20 protein-coding genes and 1 pseudogene are annotated in these 21,587 nt (G+C 65.0%); 8 read left to right on the top strand and 13 right to left on the bottom strand.

Going from position 1 to position 21,587, the window contains the following annotated elements:
- Nucleotides 1–327: 327 nt before the first annotated feature.
- The 9 genes and pseudogenes from XI09_RS29525 to sdhC all read right to left on the bottom strand — a co-directional run bounded on the left by XI09_RS29525 (nucleotide 328) and on the right by sdhC (nucleotide 8,966).
- Nucleotides 328–570: a hypothetical protein gene (locus XI09_RS29525; RefSeq protein WP_271569961.1), complete on the bottom strand. Its 243-nt coding sequence runs from the start codon at nucleotides 568–570 to the stop codon at nucleotides 328–330.
- An 85-nt stretch (nucleotides 571–655) separates the two neighbouring features.
- The gene (locus tag XI09_RS29520; protein WP_271569960.1) at nucleotides 656–1,042 is read right to left on the bottom strand and encodes a VOC family protein; all 387 of its coding nucleotides are present in this window, start codon (nucleotides 1,040–1,042) and stop codon (nucleotides 656–658) included.
- Between the two features lie 24 nt (nucleotides 1,043–1,066).
- Nucleotides 1,067–1,891: an FkbM family methyltransferase gene (locus tag XI09_RS29515; protein ID WP_271569959.1), complete on the bottom strand. Its 825-nt coding sequence runs from the start codon at nucleotides 1,889–1,891 to the stop codon at nucleotides 1,067–1,069.
- A gap of 232 nt (nucleotides 1,892–2,123) precedes the next feature.
- Nucleotides 2,124–3,049 (bottom strand): annotated as a pseudogene (locus tag XI09_RS29510) (ATP-binding cassette domain-containing protein).
- 52 nt (nucleotides 3,050–3,101) lie between these two features.
- Nucleotides 3,102–5,246: a hybrid sensor histidine kinase/response regulator gene (locus XI09_RS29505; RefSeq protein WP_271569958.1), complete on the bottom strand. Its 2,145-nt coding sequence runs from the start codon at nucleotides 5,244–5,246 to the stop codon at nucleotides 3,102–3,104.
- A 191-nt stretch (nucleotides 5,247–5,437) separates the two neighbouring features.
- Complete coding sequence (locus tag XI09_RS29500) at nucleotides 5,438–6,220, bottom strand: succinate dehydrogenase iron-sulfur subunit (protein WP_011083346.1); 783 nt, start codon at nucleotides 6,218–6,220, stop codon at nucleotides 5,438–5,440.
- 107 nt (nucleotides 6,221–6,327) lie between these two features.
- The gene (gene sdhA / locus XI09_RS29495; RefSeq protein ID WP_271569957.1) at nucleotides 6,328–8,163 is read right to left on the bottom strand and encodes a succinate dehydrogenase flavoprotein subunit; all 1,836 of its coding nucleotides are present in this window, start codon (nucleotides 8,161–8,163) and stop codon (nucleotides 6,328–6,330) included.
- Between the two features lie 3 nt (nucleotides 8,164–8,166).
- Nucleotides 8,167–8,571, bottom strand: a complete 405-nt coding sequence (gene sdhD, locus XI09_RS29490) for a succinate dehydrogenase, hydrophobic membrane anchor protein (RefSeq protein ID WP_271569956.1) — start codon at nucleotides 8,569–8,571, stop codon at nucleotides 8,167–8,169.
- A complete protein-coding gene (sdhC, locus tag XI09_RS29485; RefSeq protein ID WP_271569955.1) occupies nucleotides 8,568–8,966 on the bottom strand; it encodes a succinate dehydrogenase, cytochrome b556 subunit in 399 nt (132 codons plus the stop codon). The genes sdhD and sdhC overlap by 4 nt, the downstream gene beginning before the upstream one ends.
- A 557-nt stretch (nucleotides 8,967–9,523) precedes the next feature.
- Here sdhC and XI09_RS29480 point away from each other — a divergent pair.
- A complete protein-coding gene (locus XI09_RS29480) occupies nucleotides 9,524–10,384 on the top strand; it encodes a sulfite exporter TauE/SafE family protein (RefSeq protein ID WP_271569967.1) in 861 nt (286 codons plus the stop codon).
- Nucleotides 10,385–10,590: 206 nt separating this feature from the next.
- On the opposite strand, the gene XI09_RS29475 is transcribed toward XI09_RS29480, so the two are convergent.
- A complete protein-coding gene (locus XI09_RS29475) occupies nucleotides 10,591–12,120 on the bottom strand; it encodes a malonate--CoA ligase (protein WP_271569954.1) in 1,530 nt (509 codons plus the stop codon).
- A gap of 86 nt (nucleotides 12,121–12,206) precedes the next feature.
- Between XI09_RS29475 and XI09_RS29470 the strand changes: the two genes are divergently transcribed.
- The 4 genes from XI09_RS29470 (at nucleotide 12,207) to XI09_RS29455 (ending at nucleotide 15,568) form a co-directional block, all read left to right on the top strand.
- Nucleotides 12,207–12,968: an SDR family oxidoreductase gene (locus XI09_RS29470; RefSeq protein WP_271569953.1), complete on the top strand. Its 762-nt coding sequence runs from the start codon at nucleotides 12,207–12,209 to the stop codon at nucleotides 12,966–12,968.
- A 425-nt stretch (nucleotides 12,969–13,393) separates the two neighbouring features.
- The gene (locus XI09_RS29465; protein WP_271569952.1) at nucleotides 13,394–13,951 is read left to right on the top strand and encodes a fasciclin domain-containing protein; all 558 of its coding nucleotides are present in this window, start codon (nucleotides 13,394–13,396) and stop codon (nucleotides 13,949–13,951) included.
- Between the two features lie 192 nt (nucleotides 13,952–14,143).
- A complete protein-coding gene (locus tag XI09_RS29460; RefSeq protein WP_092189473.1) occupies nucleotides 14,144–14,773 on the top strand; it encodes a cytochrome b/b6 domain-containing protein in 630 nt (209 codons plus the stop codon).
- 12 nt (nucleotides 14,774–14,785) lie between these two features.
- Entirely contained in the window at nucleotides 14,786–15,568 is a 783-nt protein-coding gene (locus XI09_RS29455; RefSeq protein WP_027543910.1) for a molybdopterin-binding protein, read from the top strand.
- Between the two features lie 65 nt (nucleotides 15,569–15,633).
- On the opposite strand, the gene XI09_RS29450 is transcribed toward XI09_RS29455, so the two are convergent.
- Complete coding sequence (locus XI09_RS29450) at nucleotides 15,634–16,860, bottom strand: YbfB/YjiJ family MFS transporter (protein WP_271569951.1); 1,227 nt, start codon at nucleotides 16,858–16,860, stop codon at nucleotides 15,634–15,636.
- Nucleotides 16,861–17,090: 230 nt separating this feature from the next.
- Here XI09_RS29450 and leuB point away from each other — a divergent pair, with 230 nt between their 5' ends.
- Together leuB and XI09_RS29440 are read left to right on the top strand one after the other, a co-directional pair.
- Nucleotides 17,091–18,203: a 3-isopropylmalate dehydrogenase gene (gene leuB / locus XI09_RS29445; protein ID WP_092189477.1), complete on the top strand. Its 1,113-nt coding sequence runs from the start codon at nucleotides 17,091–17,093 to the stop codon at nucleotides 18,201–18,203.
- 129 nt (nucleotides 18,204–18,332) lie between these two features.
- Nucleotides 18,333–18,971, top strand: a complete 639-nt coding sequence (locus tag XI09_RS29440) for a DapH/DapD/GlmU-related protein (RefSeq protein ID WP_271569950.1) — start codon at nucleotides 18,333–18,335, stop codon at nucleotides 18,969–18,971.
- A 74-nt stretch (nucleotides 18,972–19,045) separates the two neighbouring features.
- Here the strand turns inward: XI09_RS29440 and XI09_RS29435 are convergent, their stop codons facing one another.
- Both XI09_RS29435 and XI09_RS29430 read right to left on the bottom strand, forming a co-directional pair.
- Nucleotides 19,046–19,429 carry a hypothetical protein gene (locus XI09_RS29435; RefSeq protein WP_271569949.1) on the bottom strand — a complete coding sequence of 128 codons (384 nt, stop codon included), beginning with the start codon at nucleotides 19,427–19,429 and terminating at the stop codon, nucleotides 19,046–19,048.
- A gap of 156 nt (nucleotides 19,430–19,585) precedes the next feature.
- Nucleotides 19,586–20,401, bottom strand: coding sequence for a hypothetical protein (locus XI09_RS29430; RefSeq protein ID WP_271569948.1), 816 nt, complete (start codon nucleotides 20,399–20,401; stop codon nucleotides 19,586–19,588).
- Nucleotides 20,402–20,517: 116 nt separating this feature from the next.
- Between XI09_RS29430 and XI09_RS29425 the strand changes: the two genes are divergently transcribed.
- Nucleotides 20,518–21,552 (top strand): aspartate-semialdehyde dehydrogenase, encoded by a 1,035-nt coding sequence (locus XI09_RS29425; RefSeq protein ID WP_271569947.1) that lies wholly within the window; start codon nucleotides 20,518–20,520, stop codon nucleotides 21,550–21,552.
- Nucleotides 21,553–21,587: the final 35 nt, after the last annotated feature.

The raw sequence follows: 21,587 nt of genomic DNA, 5'->3' as shown, positions 1-21,587 counted from the left end.
TTTTCCGTCAGGGCCCGTCTCTTGAGGCTGGGCCTGCGCGATCACGAGCGGCGAAGCGCTTTGCGCATGCGATGCGGTGTTTGCCAATTGCATCGCGGTCAGAGCCGTGGTGGCAAGCAGCACGAAACGAAGATTGGTCATAGTGGTGAACTTCCCCGGAAGGTTCTTTGACGAAGTGGTGGGATGAACAGCTACGCGTTAGGCCGCATTGTGGCGGGCGAAGCGGGCGCCGCCCGATTTATTTCTGCACGCAAATCACTTCATTATGCCGACGTTCATTGCGCATTCAGGCGTGGGTTGCAATCGCCTCAGATGTGATGGTTCGCCTCATCTATGATCTCGCGGCGGCATTGCATCCGTCGCAGGATTGGGAGCAAGCGGTCCGTTCGGCCCGGGCGATGGAATCTCTTCAGGCATGCGGCCCGGCAATTCATCGGGCCACGGTGATTCGCCGGGCTCGCGCACCGGCGGCGTGATTTCGGGCTGCGGATTGCCCGGCGGAATTCCAGGCGGCGGCTCGGTGGGAGTCCCCGGCGTTGCCGGTGGAATCTCGGGCGGTTCGATCGGCATCGGCATCATCGAGTTCGGTTGTCCAGAGAACAACAACGATGATGCCGCGCCGATGTTCCCTGTCGCGTCGTCTCGGAACGCGCGCCTATTCGGGCGCGTGACAGACGGCCTCGATGTTGTGGCCGTCGGGGTCCCGCACGAAGGCGCCGTAATAATTCGGATGATAGTGCGGGCGGATGCCGGGCGGCCCGTTGTCGCGTCCACCGGCCGCGAATGCCGCCTTGTAAAAGGCGTCGACCGTCGCGCGGTCCTTGGCCGCGATCGCGACATGCACCGGCTTGTTCATGGCGCCTTCGCCGCCAATCCAGAAATCCGGCTTGCCGTCGGCGCCGAAGCCGGCGGCCGGATCGTGGCCGGTCTGCTCCGCCGTGACCTCCATGATCAGGCTGTAGCCGAGCGGCGCCAGCGCCTTCGCATAGAACGCTTTTGCGCGTTCATAGTCGGAGACGGAGAAACCCAAATGGTCGATCATCGCAACCTCCGTTGTTCGTCCCCATCAGCGTGACAGGAACGTATTGCTTCGTGTCTTGCGTGCGATCGCAAAGCCGCGCGAGACCATGTCGGCAATACAATCCTGCTGCCATTCCTTTTGTGACAGATGCTCGATCACCACCGCGCGTGGCCACAGCGACTGCGGCGCGTCGCGGAAGAAGCCGATCAGCACGCGGTCCTCGAAGCCTTCGACGTCGATCTTGAGCGCATCAACCTGCGTGACGCCGGCCTCGTCGAGAATGCGTGTCAGCCGCAGCGACGGGACCTTGATCGCATCGGCGCTGGCCGTGCCGGTGACGACGTGGGTGGCGCCGAGATTGCCGCCGCCGCTCTCGATCATCAACTCGCCGTCGCTGTCGCCTGCTGCGGCCTGCACCAGGCGGACCTGCGTCGCCTTCGATGCGGCGTGGTTGAAGGAGAGACGTCCGAAGGTCAGCGGATGCGGCTCGATCGCGATCACCTTGCCCGCGGGCCCGACCTGCCGCGCCATCACCAGGGCAAACGTGCCGACATTGGCGCCGACGTCCACGAACACGCCGCCCAGCGGGGTGTGCTGGCGCAGGAAGTCGAGCTCGTCGAGATTGTAGTCAGGGTTGAACAGCGCGCCGCGCTCGGTCGCGCTGCCCTGGTGGTAGAAGCGGAACGAGGCGCCCTGATACTGCACGTCGATCGGACCGCCGCGCAGCAGATCGACCAGCCGCGACAGCCAGGGCCGGAACGCGCCGCGCTTCAGCCCCGATTGCGTCGCGAGGCGAATGATCGCGGCCTGCGCCGCATTCGGCGCAAACGCGCCGAATGGCGCGGACGAAGGGGCGTTGTCGGGCGTCAAGCAGGTGGTCCTCGTTGCAAGCGGCGCATGCATAGCCGGTTTTGCCGGGGACTCCAACGTTCGATCACCGGTGTCGTCCCGGGGCGCGAAGCGAGCCCGGGACCCATAACCCCAGGGAGGAGTCGTGACGCCAAACTCCCACTCCGAGTCTTCGCCAAATTTCTCCCTGTGGGTATGGGTCCCGGATCGGCGCTCCGCTTCGCTGCGCTTGTCCGGGACGACGGAGAGTGCTTCACGCCGCCTTTTTCGGCGGAGCCTTGCGCTGGCGCAGGAAGCGGCCGAGCGGCCTGCGCCTGCCCTTGCGCGGGATCAGGTCGATGTCGCTGACGAGTTTCGCGCCGCCCTTGCGACGCTCCAGCACGATCTTGCGGCTGTGGAAGGCTTCCAGCTCGACGCGGTGCGCGACGCTGACGATGGTCGCCTTCGGCAGCGCGTCGGTGACCATCTTCATCATCTTGTCCTGGCTCTTCTCGTCGAGCGCCGAGGTCGCCTCGTCAAGGACGACGATGTCGGGGCTGTGCAGCAAAGCCGCGCGAAGGCGAGGCGCTGCTTCTCGCCGCCCGACAGCGTCTGGTCCCACGGGCCCTCTTCCTCGATCTTCTCCTTGAGATGGTCGAGGCCGACCTTGCGCAGGGCTTCTCCAATTTCTTCGAGGGTCCAGTCGTCTTCGGCTCCGGGATAGGCGACCGCGCGGCGCAAGGATCCGGAGGGCCATGCCCGCCAGCGCCGCTGGATGCCCATGCGGGCGAACACCTGCGCCACGCCGAGCACGATGCTGCCGAGCGCAAACGGAAAGAACACCGCGGTGAGATGAAATACGCTGGTCGCATCGCGCTGCTCGATGGCGTCGAAGATCGCGCGATTCCAGACATTGATGCCGTACTGGAAGCCGACGGCGAGGACGATCAGCACGCCGAGGCCGATCGAGAACGGCCAGGCCAGGCGATCGCCGTTGCGGCCCCAGAAGCCGCGCGCGCTGATCCAGAAGCGGGTCAGCAGATAATCCTTGCGCGCCTGCTCGGCCTCTTCAGGTGACAGCTCGGGATCGGGTTCGACCACCTCGGGCGGCGGCGGAGCCACTTCCTCGCCGGTCTCGCCCTCGATTTCGACGATGGGCGGTTTCTTGCCCTGTTCGCGCTTCCCGGCCGGTTTCTGCATGGCCGGACAATGCAAGGGAAATCAGTCGGTTCCCTGCGGTTCCGTGACTGGGCTATTCGGCCGCGCCATCGCGCACCCGCGCGGCTCTGTGGAGGATCTGCGACAGCTCCTCGATCGAATAGGGCTTTTGCACGAGATCGAAACCGTGGCTGCCTTCCTGCGCCAGCGCCTCGCTGTAGCCGGTGGTCAGCACGACCGGCACGCCGATGCCGCGATCGCGGATCGCCCGCGCCAGTTCGAGCCCGGTCATGCCGGGCATGACCACATCCGAGAACACGACGTCGAAACGATCCGTGTCCACGACCAGCTCGGCGAGCGCGTCGGCGGCGTTGTCGACCAGGGTGATGCTGTAGCCGAGCTCGGTGAGTCCATCGGCGGCGAAATTGGCGAGCTCGATATTGTCCTCGACCACCAGCACCGACATGCCGCTGCCCGGCAGCGCCGGTGCGGTGTTCGGCGCCTGCTGCTGCGGCAGCAGGTCCGCCGGCACGCGCGGCAGATAGAGCGAGAAGGTGCTGCCCTGGCCGACTTCGCTGGTGACCGTCACCTCGCCGCCGGATTGCCGGGCAAAGCCAAACACCTGGGAAAGGCCAAGACCAGTGCCGTGGCCGACCTGCTTGGTGGTGAAGAACGGCTCGAATATGCGCCCGAGTCGCGCGGCCGGAATGCCGATTCCGGTATCGCTGACGACGACGCTGACGAAGCCATTGCTACCCGGGATATGAGCGCCCGGAAGATGCGCCAGCGTGTCCGGAACGGTCGTCGCCGCCTCTACCTTGAAGCTGATCCGGCCCTTGCCCTGCATGGCATCGCGCGCATTGGTCGCCATGTTGATCAGCGCCGTCTCGAACTGGCTGGCATCGGCATTGACGAGGCACGGCTCCGCCGGCAGCCGCGTCGTGATCTCGATCGCGGGTCCCAGCAGCGTGGCGAGCATGTCGTGCAGCGACTGCATCCGCTCGCCGACGTCGAACACCTCCGGTTTCAGGGTCTGGCGCCGCGCGAAGGCGAGGAGCTGCGACGTCAGCCTGGCGGCGCGCGCGACCGCATCCGCGATCGCGGTCATGTAGCGCTGCCGCCGTTCTTCCGTCAGTTGCGGCCGGTTCAAGAGGTCGACGGAGGCGCGGATCACGGTCAGCAGATTGTTGAAATCGTGCGCAACGCCGCCGGTGAGCTGTCCCAGCGCTTCCAGGCGCTGGCTGTGCTTGAGCGCCTCCTCGGCCTCGCGCCGTTTTGCAGCTTCCGTCTGGAGATGCTGGGTGCGCCGGAAGGCGAATGCGAGCAGCAGAAACAGCAATGCGGTTGCGGGAATGCCGAACACCAGATGCTGGCCCATGGTGGCGAACCAGCGTGCGCGGATCGCCGAGGTTTCGAGCCCCGCGCTGACATAGATCGGGTACTCGGCGATGCGCCTGTAGCCGAGCCGGCGCTCGATCCCGTCCGACGGCCAGGCGATGGTGATGAGGCCGTGCACGGGGTTGGCTGCGATCTTCTGGCCGACCGGTCCGCCGGGATCGAGCCGGATATCGCGGTCGAGCCGCGGAAAATGCGCCAGCACCACGCCGTCGGCGCGACCCATCGCGAAGAAGCTGCCGGGATCGGAGCCGATCCTGGCGTAAAAGCTCTCGAAATATTCCGGCAGGACGGAGGCCTGGATCACGCCGATGAAGCTGCCGTCGTCGGAGTCGCGGCGGCGGCTCATCCCGAAGAAGCGGGCGCCCTGATAGGGCGGACGCGGCGTCAGGGGCGTGCCGATGAACGTGCCGATGGTCTGGTCGACATGGGCGTAGAAGTAGTCGCGGTCCGCAAAGCTCAGCTCCGGCGGCGGCGAGACGAGGCTGTTGACCAGTGCCTTGCCGTCCGCATCGAAGATCCATGCCGATTTGAGCTGCGGCAGCGAATCGGCCAGCCGCTTCAGGCGTCGGTGCAGTGCCGGTTCGCGCGTGCGGATGAGGCCGTCGGGGAGGCCGCGCACGACCTCGTTGAGTTCGGCGAGACTCCGGTCGATCGTCTCGAACACCTTGAGCGCATGCTCATGCGCGACGTCGAGCGTGCGCTCGATCTCCCGGTCGGCGATGTCTTTCGTCGAGGTGTAGGAGATCGTGGCGGCGATCGCGAACAGGGCAATCGGCAATGCCAGGGATGCCGCCATCATCCACTGCAACAGCTTCAGCGAATTGCGTTGCGCGCCCTGCACAGTCGCTCCGGTCCCTGGACCTGAGCTTAACTGAATTTCCCGCTGGGAAGGAAGCCGCTATGACTGGAACCGGTGGTTGTAATCCCCGGAAATCGCCCGCGGCGCGGAGTGGCGAAAAAATCGACTTAAATTTGACGCCGGTCGTAGCAGGCCCCGGCCATCTCGGCCGGGGATCGAAGCAAGAATGGCGTCTAGATCTGCCGCTCGACCATCTTGAGCTTGAGCTCGGCGATGGCTTCCGCCGGGTTGAGGCCCTTCGGGCAGGCCTTGGCGCAGTTCATGATGGTGTGGCAGCGGTAGAGCCGGAACGGGTCCTCGAGATTGTCGAGCCGCTCGCCGGTCGCTTCATCGCGCGAATCGGAGACCCAGCGGTTGGCCTGGAGCAGCGCGGCGGGGCCGAGATAGCGATCGCTGTTCCACCAATAGCTCGGGCACGAGGTCGAGCAGCAGGCGCAGAGGATGCACTCGTAGAGGCCGTCGAGCTTCTCGCGGTCCTCGTGGCTCTGGCGCCATTCCTTCTGCGGCGTCGGCGAGGTCGTCTTCAGCCACGGCTCGACCGAGGCGTACTGCGCGTAGAAATTGGTGAGGTCGGGAACGAGATCCTTCACCACCGGCTGGTGCGGCAGCGGATTGATCTTCACCGCGCCGTCCTTCACGTCGTGCATCGAGCGGGTGCAAGCGAGGGTGTTCTGGCCGTCGATGTTCATGGCGCAGGAGCCGCAGACGCCTTCGCGGCAGGAGCGGCGGAAGGTCAGCGACGGGTCGATGTTGTTCTTGATCCAGATCAGGCCGTCCAGCACCATCGGACCGCAATCATTGGTGTCGACGTAATAGGTGTCGACGCTCGGATTCTTGCCGTCGTCCGGATTCCAGCGATAGACGCGGAATTCGCGAACGTCGGTCGCGCCCGCGGGCTTCGGCCAGGTCTTGCCGCCGGTGATCTTGGAGTTCTTCGGAAGTGCGAATTCAACCATTTCTCTAACCTTTCGTCATTCCGGGATGGTTCGAAGGACCAGACCCGGAATCTCGAGATTCCGGGGTCGATGCTGTGCATCGCCCCGGAATGACGGCTACTGTTCGATCAGTACACGCGCGCTTTGGGCGGGATGTACTGCACGTCGTTGGTCATGGTGTAGTCGTGAACCGGGCGGTACTCGATCTTGACCTTGCCGGCATCGTCCAGCCAGGCCAGCGTGTGTTTCATCCAGTTCTTGTCGTCGCGCTCGGAAAAATCCTCGCGGGCGTGGGCGCCGCGGCTCTCGGTGCGGTTGGCGGCCGAGTTCATCGTCACCACCGCCTGCGAGATCAGATTGTCGAACTCCAGCGTCTCGACGAGGTCCGAATTCCATACCAGCGAGCGGTCGGACACGGCGATGTCGGTGATGCCGCTGTGGACCTTCTCGATCAGGTTCTGGCCTTCGCTCAGGACCTCGCCGGTGCGGAACACGGCGCAGTTGTTCTGCATCACGTGCTGCATGCCTTCGCGCAGCTTTGCGGTCGGCGTGCCGCCGGAGGCGTAGCGGTAATGGTCGAGACGGCCGAGCGCGAGCTCGGCGGAGTTCGCCGGCAGCTCGGGCTGCTTGGCGTTGGGCGTGAGCTTCTCGGCCAGCCGCAGCGCGGCGGCGCGGCCGAACACCACGAGGTCGATCAGCGAGTTGGAGCCGAGGCGGTTGGCGCCGTGCACGGAGACGCAGGCCGCTTCGCCGATCGCCATCAGGCCGGGGATGATGGCGTTGTCGTCGCCGTCCTTCTTGGTCAGCACTTCGCCGTGATAGTTCGTCGGGATGCCGCCCATGTTGTAGTGCACGGTCGGCACGATCGGGATCGGCTCGCGCGTCACGTCGACATTGGCGAAGATCTTCGCGGATTCGGAGATACCCGGCAGGCGCTCGGCCAGCACCGCGGGATCGAGATGGTCGAGATGAAGGAAGATGTGGTCCTTCTTCTTGCCGACGCCGCGCCCTTCGCGGATCTCGATGGTCATCGCGCGCGAGACGACGTCGCGCGAGGCGAGGTCCTTGGCCGACGGCGCGTAGCGCTCCATGAAGCGCTCGCCCTCGGAATTGACGAGATAGCCGCCTTCGCCGCGCGCGCCCTCGGTGACGAGACAGCCCGAGCCGTAGATGCCGGTCGGGTGGAACTGCACGAACTCCATGTCCTGCATCGGCAGGCCGGCGCGCAGCACCATGCCGCCGCCGTCGCCGGTGCAGGTGTGCGCCGAGGTGCAGGAGGCGTAGGCGCGGCCGTAGCCGCCGGTCGCGAGGATCACGGTCTGGGCGCGGAAGCGATGCAGCGTGCCGTCATCGAGCTTGAGCGCGATGACGCCGCGGCAGGTGCCCTGGTCGTCCATGATCAGGTCGATGGCGAAGAACTCGATGAAGAACTCGGCCGCGTGACGCAGCGACTGGCCGTACATCGTGTGCAGCATGGCGTGGCCGGTGCGGTCGGCGGCGGCGCAGGTGCGCTGCGCCTGGCTCTTGCCGAACTCGGTGGTCATGCCGCCGAACGGGCGCTGGTAGATCTTGCCGTCCTCGGTGCGCGAGAACGGTACGCCCCAATGCTCGAGCTCGTAGACCGCGTCGGGCGCGTTGCGCACCATGTATTCGATCGCGTCCTGGTCGCCCAGCCAGTCCGACCCCTTCACGGTGTCGTACATGTGCCAGCGCCAGTCGTCCTTGTGCATGTTGCCGAGCGAGGCGGAGATGCCGCCTTGCGCCGCGACCGTGTGCGAGCGGGTCGGAAACACCTTGGTGATGCAGGCCGTGCGCAGGCCCGCCTCGCTGCAGCCGACCACGGCGCGGAGGCCCGCGCCGCCGGCGCCGACCACGACGACGTCATAGGTGTGGTCTTCGATGGGATAGGCTTTTCCGTTGGTGGCGGGAGCGCCGTTGCCCTTGCCATTCGTCTCGTTGGCCATGGGTTACACTCCGGATGAAAGTTTCAGGATCGCGTAGGTCGAGGCGAGCGCCACGGCGATCGAGAAGAAGTTGTTGAGCATGATCGCGGTGAGCTTCAGCTTCTCGTTATGGACGTAGTCCTCGATCACCACCTGCATGCCGATCTTCATGTGCCAGGCGCTGGCGAAGATGAAGAGCAGCATGATGATGGCGATTGGCAGCGAGCCGATGGTCTGCGCTACGAAGGCCTGGTTGCGGCCGAACAGCATCACGATGATCACGATCACCGGGATCATCAGCAGCGTCATGGCCACGCCGGTGATGCGCTGCCGCCAGAAGTCCGACGTGCCCGAATGCGCCGCGCCGAGATTGCGGACGCGGCCAAGCGGGGTGCGCATGCTGCGCTTCGGCGTATCGGTTGCGCTCATCGTCCACCTCCGATCGCGTAGGCGACGATCCAGATCAGCACCGTCAGCACGATGCCGCCGATCAGCGCGCCCCAGGTCAGCGCTTCGCGCTCATTGGCCTTGAAGCCGTAGCCGAGGTCCCAGACGAAGTGCCGGATGCCGCTCAGCATATGGTGCATCAGCGCCCAGGTGTAGCCGAACACGATCAGCCGGCCGATGATGCTGCCGGTGAAGGCCTGGACATGGGAATAGGCGGCGGGGCCGGAGGCCGCCGCGATCAGCCACCAGGCCAGCAGCAGGGTTCCGGCATAGAGGGCGATACCGGTGGCGCGATGGACGATGGACATCGCCATCGTCAACGTCCAGCGGTAGACTTGCATGTGTGGTGAAAGCGGTCGTTCGATCCGTGCGGTCATGGGCTTTGATGTTGTGTAGCGGCCCAGCAGGGGGCGCGCGGGGATCGCGAAAGGTCGGCTCTATTTACGGAGTCGATTTGGCCTGCGCAATCACCAAATCGCCATAAATCGAACCGTGGTTCAGCGCTACAGCGTTGATGAACCAAGGCCAATCAGGGGCTTGGTATACCAGAGCAATGGTGTGCCGGGTAAGAATAGAATGTATATTCATCCTTTGCGATGACGGCCGAGGCGCATTGAAATTACTATTGGAACGGCTCTAGGCCGCCGCGGGCCAGCCACGGTTCGAACCAGTCAGTTCATGACGCCCCAAGCCGGCACGCATGACCGACGAGCCACGTCCAATTTCCGCCACGCGCACCGATTTTTCGCATGACAGGTGGATATGCGCAGCCTGCATCCCACCCCGCCGCAGGAATCACCGGCCGAGGGGATCGCTCCCGCGCCATCGCTCGACCAAATGCACGAATCTTCGCCGACCCCAGGCGAGACGGCTGATAGAGCGCATGGAGCGGAGCCGGAGCAGGTTCATGCTCGCAGGCCAGGCTTTGGACGTGCTGATGGCGGGACTTGATATCAAGGAGATCGTCGAACTCGCGCTGCTCCTGATCGCAACCGGCGCGCTCTCGGGATTCCTGGCCGGTGTGTTCGGCATCGGCGGCGGCGCGATTCTCGTGCCCGTGTTCTACGAATGCTTTCGCGTTGCCGGCGTCCCGCTCGAGGTGCGCATGCCGCTCTGCGTCGGCAGCTCGCTCGCGGTGATCATCCCGACCTCGATTCGTTCGTTCCAGGCGCATTACAAGCGCGGCGCCGTCGACATGGCGATCCTGCGCGTCTGGTGGCTGCCGATCGTGATCGGCGTCGCCGCCGGCAGCGTGGTCGCGCGCTACGCGCCGGAGCGGCTGTTCAAGATCGTGTCCGTCTGCGTCGCCTGGTCGGCCGCCGTGCGGCTCATCTTCGCGCGCGAGACCTGGAAGTTCGGCGACGATCTGCCGAACGGCCCGTTGATGCGAATCTACGGCTTCTGCGTCGGCATCCTGTCGACGCTGATGGGCATCGGTGGCGGTCTGTTCTCCAACCTGCTGATGACCTTTTACGGCCGCCCAATTCATCAGGCGGTGGCGACCTCGTCGGCACTCGCCGTGCTGATCTCGATCCCCGGCGCAATTGGCTACGTCTATGCCGGCTGGCCGGCAGCAGGGACCTATCCGACCGTCGCAGCTCTGCAAATCCCGTTCGCGCTCGGCTATGTCTCGCCGATCGGCGCCGTGCTGGTGATGCCGATGAGTCTCGTCACCGCGCCGCTCGGCGTGAGAGCCGCGCATGCGATGTCGAAGCGGACGCTAGAAGCGGCGTTCGGGTGCTATCTGTTTATTGTTGGAAGCAGGTTCGTGATGAGCCTCGTGGGCGGGCAGTGATGGCTTGAGGCGAAGCCTGTGCCACCCACTCCGCTGTCATCGCCCGCGAAGGCGGGCGATCCAGTATCCCAGAGACAGCAGTGATTGAGCCGAGAGGCCGCGGCGTACTGGATGCCCCGGTCAAGCCGGGGCATGACAGCCTGTTGTGTGGTGACGGGCTCGTCTTGATCGCAGCAGCGCCGAGAGCGCGGTCGCGACGAGCGTGCCTACTTCTTCGCGTAAATATCCTTGTAGGTATTCCGCAGCACGTTCTTCTGCACCTTGCCCATGGTGTTGCGCGGTAGCTCGTCGACGACGAAGACGCGCTTGGGCATCTTGAATTTTGCCAGACGCCCGTCGAGCGCCTTCAGCACCGAGGCCTCGCTGACCTCGGCGCCCTTGTTGCAGACCAGCACGGCCGTGACGCCCTCGCCGAAATCGGCATGCGGCACGCCGATCACGGCGGACTCGATCACGCCGGGCATCGCGTCGATCTCGCTCTCGATTTCCTTCGGGTAGACGTTGAAGCCGCCGGAGATGACGAGATCCTTGCCGCGGCCGAGGATGTGGATGTAGCCCTTGCCGTCGATCTTGCCGAGGTCGCCGGTGATGAAGAAGCCGTCGGGCCGGAATTCGGCCCTGGTCTTCTCCGGCATGCGCCAGTAGCCCTTGAAGACGTTCGGGCCCTTCACCTCGATCATGCCGATCTCTTCGCGCGGCAATTCCTTGCCCGTCTCGGGCTCGGTCACGCGCACGGAGACGCCGGGCAGCGGAAAGCCGACCGCGCCGGGCACGCGCTCGCCGTCATAGGGGTTCGACGTGTTCATGTTGGTCTCGGTCATGCCGTAGCGCTCAAGCACCGCGTGCCCGGTGCGCGCCGACCATTCGCGGTGGGTTTCGGCGAGCAGCGGCGCCGAGCCCGAAATGAACAGCCGCATGTGCTTGGTGGTCTCGCGCGACAGCGCGGCATTTTGCAGGAGGCGGGTGTAGAAGGTCGGCACGCCCATCAGCACGGTGGCGCGCGCCATCAGCTTGATGATCAGGTCCGGGTCGAGCTTCGGCAGGAAGATCATCGACGCCCGCGAAAACAGCGTCACGTTGGTCGCCACGAACAGGCCGTGCGTATGGTAGATCGGCAGCGCGTGGATCAGCACGTCCTTGTCGGTGAAGCGCCAGTAGCCGACGAGGCTCAGCGAGTTCGACGCGAGATTGTCGTGGGTGAGCATCGCGCCCTTGGAGCGGCCGGTGGTGCCCGACGTGTAGAGGATCGCGGCGAGATCGTCGCTCGCCCGCGGAACGGTCGCGAAGTCGCTGCTCGCCTTGTCGGCGGCTTCCGTCAGCGAGCCCTTGCCGTCAGGCCCGAGCGTCTCGACCCCAGCCTTCACCTTGGCGGCGATCGGGACGAGGCCCTCGGCCTTGGAGGGATCGCAGACCACCAGCGACGGCTCGGCGTCGCCGATGAAGTAATCGAGCTCGTTCAGCGTATAGGCGGTGTTGAGCGGCAGATAGACCGCGCCGGCCCGCACAGTGGCGAGATAGAGCACGATGTTCGCGACCGATTTCTCGACCTGCACCGCGACGCGGTCGCCGGGCTTCACGCCGCGCGCGACCAGCACGTTCGCCATCTGCCCGGCCCGCGCAATCAGATCGCCATAGCTGATGCGGGCGCCGTCATGCGTCTCGATCGCGAGGCGTTTGGGATCGTCCAGGCCGTCGAATAGACGGGAAAACAGATTGGCGTTGGCTGCTTGGTTCATGCAAGATTTCCTGGACCGCAAGGTCGGTCAAAACCGAGGGCTGGATTAGCAAAAACCGCCCCGATGAAGCAACGGAGACAGTTTGCATGACAAAAAACGGGAAACGCGTGGCCTGGATCACGGGCGGCGGCAGCGGGATCGGGGAGGCCGGCGCCGAGGCGTTAGCTGCCGACGGCTGGACGGTGGTGGTCTCGGGCCGGCGCCAGTCAGCCCTGGATACCGTGGTTGCCAAGATCACCGGGGCGGGCGGGGCGGCCGAGGCGATTGCGCTGGACGTATCCGACGCCACTGAAGCCCAGAAGGCGGCCGATCAGATCGTCGCGAAGCATGGCCGCATCGACCTCCTGGTCAACAATGCCGGCATCAATGTCCCCAAGCGGAGCTGGAAGGACTTGGAACTGGAAGGCTGGGACAAGCTGGTCCAGGTCAACCTCAACGGCGTGCTCTATTGCATGCGCGCGGTGCTGCCGACGATGCGCAAGCAAAAGGACGGCTCGATCATCAACGTCTCGTCCTGGGCCGGCCGGCACGTCTCGAAGATGCCGGGCCCGGCCTACACCACGACCAAGCACGCGGTGCTGGCGCTGACCCATTCCTTCAACATGGATGAATGCGTCAACGGCCTGCGCGCCTGTTGCCTGATGCCGGGCGAGGTGGCGACCCCGATCCTGAAGCTGCGTCCGGTGGTGCCGAGCGAGGAGGAGCAGGCCAGGATGCTGCAATCCGAAGATCTCGGCCGCACCATCGCCTTCATCGCGTCGATGCCGGCGCGGGTCTGCATCAACGAGCTCCTGATCAGCCCGACGCACAATCGCGGGTTCATCCAGACGCCGTTGAGCAGGGACTGAGGTATAGCGCGCGCCACAATCTCCTCTCGTCGTCCCGGGGCGCGACGAAGTCGCGAGCCCGGGACCCATAACCACAGGGAGGAGTTTGGCGAAGACTCGTGGTTGCCAGCTCGTGCCACGATATCTTCCTGGGGTTATGGGTCCCGGCTCTGCGCTCCGCTCCAGACAACGCTGCGCGTTGTCGGGAGCTGCGCTTGTCCGGGACGATGGCGGAGTGTGTGGACCGCACCCGCGCACCACACGAAGCACCCCGCACATAGTTTCACGCATCACAAAGAATTTTTCCCCGAAACCACTTCGCAAACCCTCCCGTAGTTCGGTCCAACGACGGCGCTGCTGCTTCACGTCAAACTGCCGCAGCCGCCGTTGTTGCCCCAACTCAAGCACCGGCCATTGCCGGGCTCAATTCAATCGGGAGACTTTCCATGTCGAAGCGTATTGCCTATCTCGCTGCCGCCGCCTTCAGCGCCCTCGCCATCACCGCGACCGTCGTCGCGCCCGTTCGTGCCGAAGAAGAGAAGACCGTCATGGTCGGCGGCGCTGCGATGTTCCCGTCCAAGAACATCGTCCAGAACGCCGTCAACTCCAAGGACCACACCACGCTGGTGGCGGCGGTGAAGGCGGCCGGTCTCGTGCCGACGCTGGAAAGCAAGGGCCCGTTCACGGTGTTCGCGCCGACCAACGCCGCCTTCGGCAAGCTGCCGGCCGGCACCGTCGACACCCTGGTCAAGCCCGAGAACAAGGCGACCCTGACCAAGATCCTCACCTACCATGTCGTGCCCGGCAAGCTCGAGGCCTCCGACCTCACCGACGGCAAGAAGCTGAAGACGGCGGAAGGCGAGGAGCTGACGGTGAAGAAGATGGACGGCAAGGTCTGGATCGTCGACGCCAAGGGCGGCACCTCGATGGTGACGATCTCCAACGTCAACCAGTCGAACGGCGTGATCCATGTGGTCGACACCGTGCTGATGCCGGCGACGTAACACCGCGGCATCCTGTTTCATCCCCGGCAGGGTGCGACGAAACGGCGAGCCGGGGCCACCCGGCTCGCTTTATTGTGACCGCGATAGCCCGCCGGCATCGATTCGATCGTCGGCGGGGCGTAACGAAAACGGAATGCCCGGCGTATAATTCCCGACAGACGATCCAAGGGACGATCCAAGGACGGAACCATCATGGCAAGCCTCACAGTCACCGACGAGCAGGTCAGGTCCAGCCCGGCCAAAGTGATCCAGCCGGCCTGGGTTCGCGTCATGCATTGGATCAACGCTCTTGCCATGATCCTGATGATCCTGTCGGGCTGGCAGATCTACAACGCCTCGCCGCTGTTCGGTTTCAGCTTCCCGCGTGAGTATACGCTCGGCGGCTGGCTCGGCGGCGGCCTGCTCTGGCATTTTGCGGCGATGTGGCTCTTGATGATCAACGGCCTCGCCTATCTGGTCACGGGCTTTGCCACCGGCCGCTTCCGCAAAAAGCTGCTGCCGATCACGCCGGCCGGCGTGCTCCACGACGTCAGGGCGGCGCTGACCTTCAAGCTCGGCCATGACGATCTCACCGTCTACAATTACGTGCAGCGCGTGCTCTATGCCGGCATCATCGTGGTCGGCGTACTTATCGTGCTGTCCGGCCTGGGGATGTGGAAGCCGGTGCAGCTGCATTGGCTGGTCATGCTGTTCGGCGACTATCCGACCGCGCGCTACGTCCACTTCTTCTGCATGGCCGCGATCTGCGCCTTCCTTGTCATCCACGTCGCCCTCGCGCTGCTGGTGCCGAAGAGCCTGCGCGCGATGATCATCGGTCGCTGAGGGAGAGCAGCCATGGCCAAGCGTTCATTCCTGATCCCCGGCGTCGACAAGCGGCTGCTGATCAAGGACTCGATCAAGACGATGCCTGATGTCACCCGCCGCCGCTTCATCGCGGGCGGCGCCAGCCTCGGCGCACTGACGCTGCTCACCGGCTGCGACGTGATCGACTCGTCCTCCGCCGAGGAGATGCTGAAGAGTGTCTCGAAGTTCAACGACGCCGTGCAGGATTTCATTTTCAATCCCGACGCGCTGGCGCCGACCTTCCCCGAGAGCGCGATCACGAAGCCGTTTCCGTTCAACGCCTATTACGATCTCGACGATGCGCCGGAGGTTTCGGCCGCCGACTGGAAGCTCGAAGTGCGCGGCCTCGTCGACAACAAGAAGTCCTGGACGCTGGACGAGCTCTACAAACTGCCGCAGGTCACGCAGATCACCCGTCACATCTGCGTCGAGGGCTGGAGCGCGATCGGCAGCTGGACCGGCACGCCGCTCCGCGATTTCCTCAAGCTGATCGGCGCCGACACGCGCGCCAAATATGTCTGGTTCCAGTGCGCCGACAAGGATGGCTACAACTCGCCTCTGGACATGCGCAGCGCGCTGCATCCGCAGACCCAGATGACGTTCAAATACGCGGGCGAGATCCTGCCGCGCGCTTATGGTTTTCCAATGAAGATCCGCGTGCCGACCAAGCTCGGCTTCAAGAACCCGAAATACGTCGTCTCGATGGAAGTCACCAACGACTACAAGGGCGGCTATTGGGAAGACCAGGGGTATAATTCGTTTAGTGGGAGCTGAGAGGGCGAATAGCGAATGGGGAGTAGCGAGTAGGGAAGCAGTGAAGCCTATCCGCTCTCAATTGGCTATTCGCCATTCGCCATTCGCCCTTCTGGCCCCACCTTCCGCTGGCACAGCGCTGCCACCGCGCCAAGCGCCAGCAGCGCCGCCGAGACGTTCAGCGCATAACTCAGGCTGCCCAGCGCATCCGTGATCGCGCCGACCACGATCGGTCCCAGAGTCTGGCCGACGCCGAACGAGATCGTCATTGCCGCGATCGCGGTCGGCCAAACCTCGGGCGGATAATTGAAGCGGACGAAGGCCGTGGTCGAGCCGACCACGGCGAAGAAGGCGACGCCGAACACGACGGCCGAGGTCGCAAGCCACGCGGTCGAATGTCCCAGCATCGGCAGGCCCGCGCCGAGCGCGTTGGTGCCGAGGATGATGGCGGTGGCAAGCCCGCCGCGATCGAGCGCGAGGACGCCGCGCCAGACCCACGGCGTGACGAAGGCACTGAGACCGATCAGGCTCCAGAACGCGGCCTGCGCCGCGGCACCACCGCCGCCGTCGCGCACATAGGCGATCATGAAGGTCATGTAGGCGATGTAGCCGGCGCCGAACAGGAAGTAGCCGGCGAGATAGATCAGCACGGGGAGAATGGCGAAGGAGGCGTGGCTGCCTTCCGTGAAACGCGCTCGGCTCTCGATGCGGATCAGGAACAGAGGCACGGTCATCGCGGCCGAGAGCAGCGTCAGTGCCCACCACACCAGCCACCACGAGCCCGGCCCGAAATGCTGCAGTGTGAACGGGGCGATCAGCCCCGAGGCGAGGATGCCGATGCCGGGGCCGGCATAGAACAGGCTGAGCAGGAAATTCGCCCGCTCCGGGCGCGACTGCGCGATTGAAGCGGCCAGGGCGCCGCCGGCGACGAAGCCGGCCGCGGCCCCCAGGCCCAGCACCAAGCGTGCCAGGCTCAGCGCCACGAAATTGCCGGTCAGCGCGCAGGTGGCGAGCGCGGCGACGCAGGCCAGGGTTCCCAAGCGGATCGCGGCCGACCAGCCGACGCGCTGGATCAGCCGGGACGCAACCAGCGCGCCCACGAGGTAGCCGACGGCGTTGATGGTGTTCATGAAACCGGCCGCCGAGTAGGACCAGCCGAGGTCCTCCCGCATGTCGGGCAGCACCAGCGCATAGGCAAAGCGGCCGATGCCGAGCCCGACCGTCGCCGCCAGCGACAAGGTCAGGATCAGCCGCGCGGGGTGCGCGTCGGGCGGGGGGCGGCGATCTTGAGCAAAGCAGTCTTGGGCGTGCAAGGGGTACTCCGGCGTCCCGCAGTGTGGCAGGCCCTGCCGGCCTTGCACAGCCGCGGCGCGGCAATGGTGTCTTGCCAAGCGCGCAACACCGCTCTAGCACTCCGGCCGAAATTCGCGAGACGCCGTCATGCCCGGCCTTGTGCCGGGCATCCACGTTCTTCGCATCGCAAGCGAAGACGTGGATGGCCGGGACAAGCCCGGCCATGACGCAATACGGAGGTAGGACGACCATGGCGACCCACAAACTACTGCTGCTTCCCGGCGACGGTATCGGCCCCGAGGTGATGGGCGAGGTGAAGCGGCTGATCGACTGGCTCAATTCCGCCGGGATCGCCAAATTCGAGACCGACACCGGTCTCGTCGGCGGCTCCGCCTATGACGCTCACAAGGTGTCGATCTCCGAGGGCGACATGGCCAAGGCGATGGCCGCCGACGCCATCATCTTCGGCGCGGTCGGCGGTCCCAAGTGGGATGCGGTTCCCTACGAGGTGCGCCCCGAAGCCGGCCTGCTGCGCCTGCGCAAGGATCTCGGCCTGTTCGCCAACCTCCGCCCGGCCGTGTGCTACCCTGCGCTGGCCGATGCCTCCAGCCTGAAGCGCGAGGCGGTCGAGGGCCTCGACATCGTCATCGTGCGCGAGCTCACCGGCGGCGTCTATTTCGGCGAGCCCAAGACCATCACCGATCTCGGCAACGGCCAGAAGCGCGCCATCGATACCCAGGTCTACGACACCTATGAGATCGAGCGCATCGCCCGCGTCGCCTTCGACCTTGCGAAGAAGCGCAAGAACAAGGTGACGTCGATGGAGAAGCGCAACGTCATGAAGTCGGGCGTGCTCTGGAACGAGGTCGTGACCCAGGTCCACAAGCGCGAATATCCTGATGTCACGCTCGAGCATCAGCTCGCCGATTCCGGCGGCATGATGCTGGTGAAGTGGCCGAAGCAGTTCGACGTCATCGTGACAGACAATCTGTTCGGCGACATGCTGTCCGACATCGCGGCGATGCTCACCGGCTCGCTCGGCATGCTGCCCTCGGCCTCGCTCGGCGAGGTCGACGTGAAGAGCAAGAAGCGCAAGGCGCTGTACGAGCCGGTGCACGGCTCGGCGCCTGACATCGCCGGCAAGGGCCTCGCCAATCCGATCGCGATGATCTCGTCCTTCGGCATGGCGCTGCGCTACTCCTTCGACATGGGCGCGCTCGCCGACAAGGTCGATGCCGCGATCGCCGCCGTGCTCGCCAGCGGCCTGCGCACCGCCGACATCAAGTCGGAAGGCACCACCGCCGCCTCCACCACGCAGATGGGCGAAGCGATCCTGAAGGAATTGCAGAAGCTGCACGCCTGACGGCAAGCGCAGAAGCGTAGGGTGGGTTAGCGCAGCGTAACCCGCCTCTTTTGTTGCCGCGGAGGCAAACAGTGGTGGGTTACGCCTTCGGCTAACCCACCCTACGGCATCTGCTATTGGAGCCGCCTCATGGACACCTCACCCCGCCCCAAGATCGCGGAAACCATCATCCATGAAACGGTGCGCCGGCGCGAGGCGCAGATCGGGCGGCGCTGCGAGGTCCTCGCCAACACGCGCATCGAATATGCCTCGCTCGGCGACTACTCCTATCTCGGTGAGAATTGCGAGGTCGCCGATGCCGCAATCGGCAAGTTCACGGCGATCGCCAATTCGGTGCGGATCGGCGCGCCGAACCATCCGATGGGCCGCCCGTCCCAGCATCGCTTCACCTATTGCCCTGAATATTACGAGGCGAGCGCGACGCGCGACCGCGACTTCTTCGCGGATCGCCGCGGCGACCGGGTGATCGTCGGCAATGACGTCTGGATCGGCCATGCCGCGATCCTTCTGCCGGGCGTGCGCGTCGGCGACGGCGCGGTGATCGCGGCAGGCGCAGTCGTCAGCCGCGATGTCGAGCCCTACACCATCGTCGGCGGCGTTCCCGCGCGCCCTATCCGCAAACGCTTCGACGATGCCGTCGCGGAGAGCCTGCGCCGCATCGCCTGGTGGGATTGGCCGGATGAGTTGATCTTCGAGCGCCTCGCCGATTTCCGCTCCGAGGCGATCGAGGAATCTTGCAGGCGCTACGACCCGGCAGCCAACGCGTAAGGCGGGCGCATCTCCCAAAAACAAAAATGGCCGGGCGCGAGCCCGGCCATTTTGATTCGGTGCCTGCGTCCGCCTCAGTACAGCGGGAAGTTCTGCGGATAGCCGCCGACATCGGCCGGCGGGGACAGCGGCTGGCGATCGATCGGGCGGTTGAGGTTTTCGCGGGCGAAGGACGGATAGCCCACGGCGGGCGGGAAGGCGTAGTCGGTGAACTTGCGATCGCCCGGATTGACCTCGGTGCCGCCGTCGAGCCAGGAGCGCTTGCTCACATAGATGCGGGTGCGTCCCTGCTGATAGACCGCGTTGGGGCCGCTCGGGCCGTAATACGGCCGGCCGCGATCGTCATAGCGCTTGATCTTGGTGTCGGCCGAGGCCGGCGCCGCGAAGACCATGGCAATCGCGGCGCCCGCCGCAAGCAATGTCGCCAATTTGTTCGCGGCAGAAAATTTCGAGCTCATCACGTCCCCTTCAGGCGGCAAGCCGCCAGTCGATTTCGACCCATACTAGCCCGGTCGGGGTGGCCGCAACTAGGTCTATTGGGTCACACCAGGGCGGAATAATCGTACGCGCCGGCAAAAGTTGCATGAATACCAGCCACTTGAGCTTGATGCCGGTCAAAGCGCTCCGCGCAATTGCGCGTTCGCGGCGCCCAGCAGCCAGTCCGGCGCGCCCTGGGGGTCGCAACCCCTGCGCTTGAGCTCGGCACGGGCGAACAATTCCGCTAGCTTCGGCTCGTTGCCCGAGGTGAGTAGCGTCAACCGGTTCAGCGTGCAGGCGATGGCCGCGCGCCGGGCGGGCAGCGTATCGCCCTGGCAGGAGAAGCCGGAGATCTGGAGCGCCGGCTCCTCGCTGCGCTTGAGATAGCCAAGGCACGCCTGCGCCGTGCCGGTCGGCCGGAACAGGGCAACCGGGCCGAATTTCGTGTCGATCAGGCCGGCCTGCTCGAGCGGGGCGGCCGCGTCGAGGCCCGCGCCAAGTCCCATGCCAAGTCCCATGCCAAGTCCCATCTGGACGGCCAGGTCTGCTGTCGCCGGGCGCGCCACGTCGAATTCGCCGCCTTCCCGGTAAATATCGAGCTCGGCGACGGGCCGGTCCGCCTCGCCAGTCCAACGCATCACGTCCCGGCGGCCACCTTCGGGATGCCGGAGGATGGTATAAGAGGCTGTTTTCTCTAATGAATCGAGCCGACTGATGGCGAAGGCGGGATGCGAGCGGTCGGCCACGCTCCAGTCCGGTTTCAGCGCCGGCGCGTCGTCGCGAAGGCTCGGGAGCTGAGCTAATGCCGCAAGGCCAAGGATGGCAAACAGCGCCAGCGTCCCCACATAGGCGAACAGGCGCGCCAGCGTGCCGACGACCTCGTCGGCGAAATTGGCGACCGCCAGATGGATCTGGGTGGGAGTTGCGGCCGTGCTGGCCTCAGGCGACTGCATCCACGGCCTTCGGGCATGGTCCAACGTTGTCTTGAGGCCGGTTCTCGCATAGAAGCGCTGCTCTTCCTGTTTAAGCGTCAGCTTCGGGAACGGGCTTTTTCATCGGAGAGTGAACGATGGGTTACAAAGTCGCAGTCGTCGGCGCGACCGGCAATGTCGGACGGGAAATGCTCAACATCCTCGATGAGCGCAAATTCCCCGCGGACGAGGTCGTGGCCCTCGCGTCACGCCGCAGCGTCGGCGTCGAGGTCTCCTATGGCGACCGCACCCTGAAGGTCAAAGCGCTCGAGCATTACGACTTCTCCGACGTCGACATCTGCCTGATGTCGGCGGGCGGCTCGGTGTCGAAGGAATGGTCGCCGAAGATCGGCGCCGCCGGCACGGTCGTGATCGACAATTCCTCGGCCTGGCGCATGGACCCGGACGTACCGCTGATCGTGCCCGAGGTGAACGCGGACGCGACGGCGGGCTTCAAGAAGAAGAACATCATCGCCAACCCGAACTGCTCGACCGCGCAGCTCGTGGTCGCGCTGAAGCCGTTGCACGACAAGGCGACCATCAAGCGCGTCGTGGTCTCGACCTACCAATCGGTGTCGGGCGCCGGCAAGGACGCGATGGACGAATTGTTCTCGCAGACCAAGGCCGTCTACACCAACAGCGAGATCGTCAATAAGAAGTTTCCCGCGCGCATCGCCTTCAACATCATCCCCCAGATCGACGTCTTCATGGAGGACGGCTACACCAAGGAAGAGTGGAAGATGATGATGGAGACCAAGAAGATTCTTGATCCCAAGATCAAGCTCTCCGCGACCTGCGTGCGCGTGCCTGTCTTCGTCGGCCACTCCGAGGCCGTCAACATCGAGTTCGAGAATCCGATCAGCGCCGACGAAGCCCGCAATATCCTGCGCACGGCGCCCGGCTGCCTCGTCATCGACAAGCATGAGCCCGGCGGCTACGCCACGCCGTACGAAGCGGCCGGCGAGGACGCCACCTATATCAGCCGCATCCGCGAGGACGCCACGGTGGAGAACGGCCTCGTGCTGTGGTGCGTGTCGGACAACTTACGCAAGGGCGCCGCGCTGAACGCGATCCAGATCGCGGAAGTGCTGATCAACCGCAAGCTGATCAGCGCGAAGAAGAAGGCGGCGTAAGGCGCGAATGGCGAGTGGCGAATAGCGAGTGGGCC

This window comes from Bradyrhizobium sp. CCBAU 11386 (genome assembly GCF_028128955.1).
In the GTDB taxonomy this organism is placed as follows: Bacteria; Pseudomonadota; Alphaproteobacteria; order Rhizobiales; family Xanthobacteraceae; genus Bradyrhizobium.
This window is presented reverse-complemented; position numbering and strand designations above follow the sequence as displayed.

Excerpts from the sequence above, each read along its gene's own strand:
- XI09_RS29525 (WP_271569961.1), bottom strand. The coding sequence starts at position 570 with ATGCCGATCGAACCGCCCGAGATTCCACCGGCAACGCCGGGGACTCCC.
- XI09_RS29520 (WP_271569960.1), bottom strand. The coding sequence starts at position 1,042 with ATGATCGACCATTTGGGTTTCTCCGTCTCCGACTATGAACGCGCAAAA.
- XI09_RS29500 (WP_011083346.1), bottom strand. The coding sequence starts at position 6,220 with ATGGTTGAATTCGCACTTCCGAAGAACTCCAAGATCACCGGCGGCAAG.
- sdhA (WP_271569957.1), bottom strand. The coding sequence starts at position 8,163 with ATGGCCAACGAGACGAATGGCAAGGGCAACGGCGCTCCCGCCACCAAC.
- sdhD (WP_271569956.1), bottom strand. The coding sequence starts at position 8,571 with ATGAGCGCAACCGATACGCCGAAGCGCAGCATGCGCACCCCGCTTGGC.
- sdhC (WP_271569955.1), bottom strand. The coding sequence starts at position 8,966 with ATGACCGCACGGATCGAACGACCGCTTTCACCACACATGCAAGTCTAC.
- XI09_RS29475 (WP_271569954.1), bottom strand. The coding sequence starts at position 12,120 with ATGAACCAAGCAGCCAACGCCAATCTGTTTTCCCGTCTATTCGACGGC.
- XI09_RS29470 (WP_271569953.1), top strand. The coding sequence starts at position 12,207 with ATGACAAAAAACGGGAAACGCGTGGCCTGGATCACGGGCGGCGGCAGC.
- XI09_RS29465 (WP_271569952.1), top strand. The coding sequence starts at position 13,394 with ATGTCGAAGCGTATTGCCTATCTCGCTGCCGCCGCCTTCAGCGCCCTC.
- XI09_RS29460 (WP_092189473.1), top strand. The coding sequence starts at position 14,144 with ATGGCAAGCCTCACAGTCACCGACGAGCAGGTCAGGTCCAGCCCGGCC.
- XI09_RS29455 (WP_027543910.1), top strand. The coding sequence starts at position 14,786 with ATGGCCAAGCGTTCATTCCTGATCCCCGGCGTCGACAAGCGGCTGCTG.
- leuB (WP_092189477.1), top strand. The coding sequence starts at position 17,091 with ATGGCGACCCACAAACTACTGCTGCTTCCCGGCGACGGTATCGGCCCC.
- XI09_RS29440 (WP_271569950.1), top strand. The coding sequence starts at position 18,333 with ATGGACACCTCACCCCGCCCCAAGATCGCGGAAACCATCATCCATGAA.
- XI09_RS29435 (WP_271569949.1), bottom strand. The coding sequence starts at position 19,429 with ATGAGCTCGAAATTTTCTGCCGCGAACAAATTGGCGACATTGCTTGCG.
- XI09_RS29430 (WP_271569948.1), bottom strand. The coding sequence starts at position 20,401 with ATGCAGTCGCCTGAGGCCAGCACGGCCGCAACTCCCACCCAGATCCAT.
- XI09_RS29425 (WP_271569947.1), top strand. The coding sequence starts at position 20,518 with ATGGGTTACAAAGTCGCAGTCGTCGGCGCGACCGGCAATGTCGGACGG.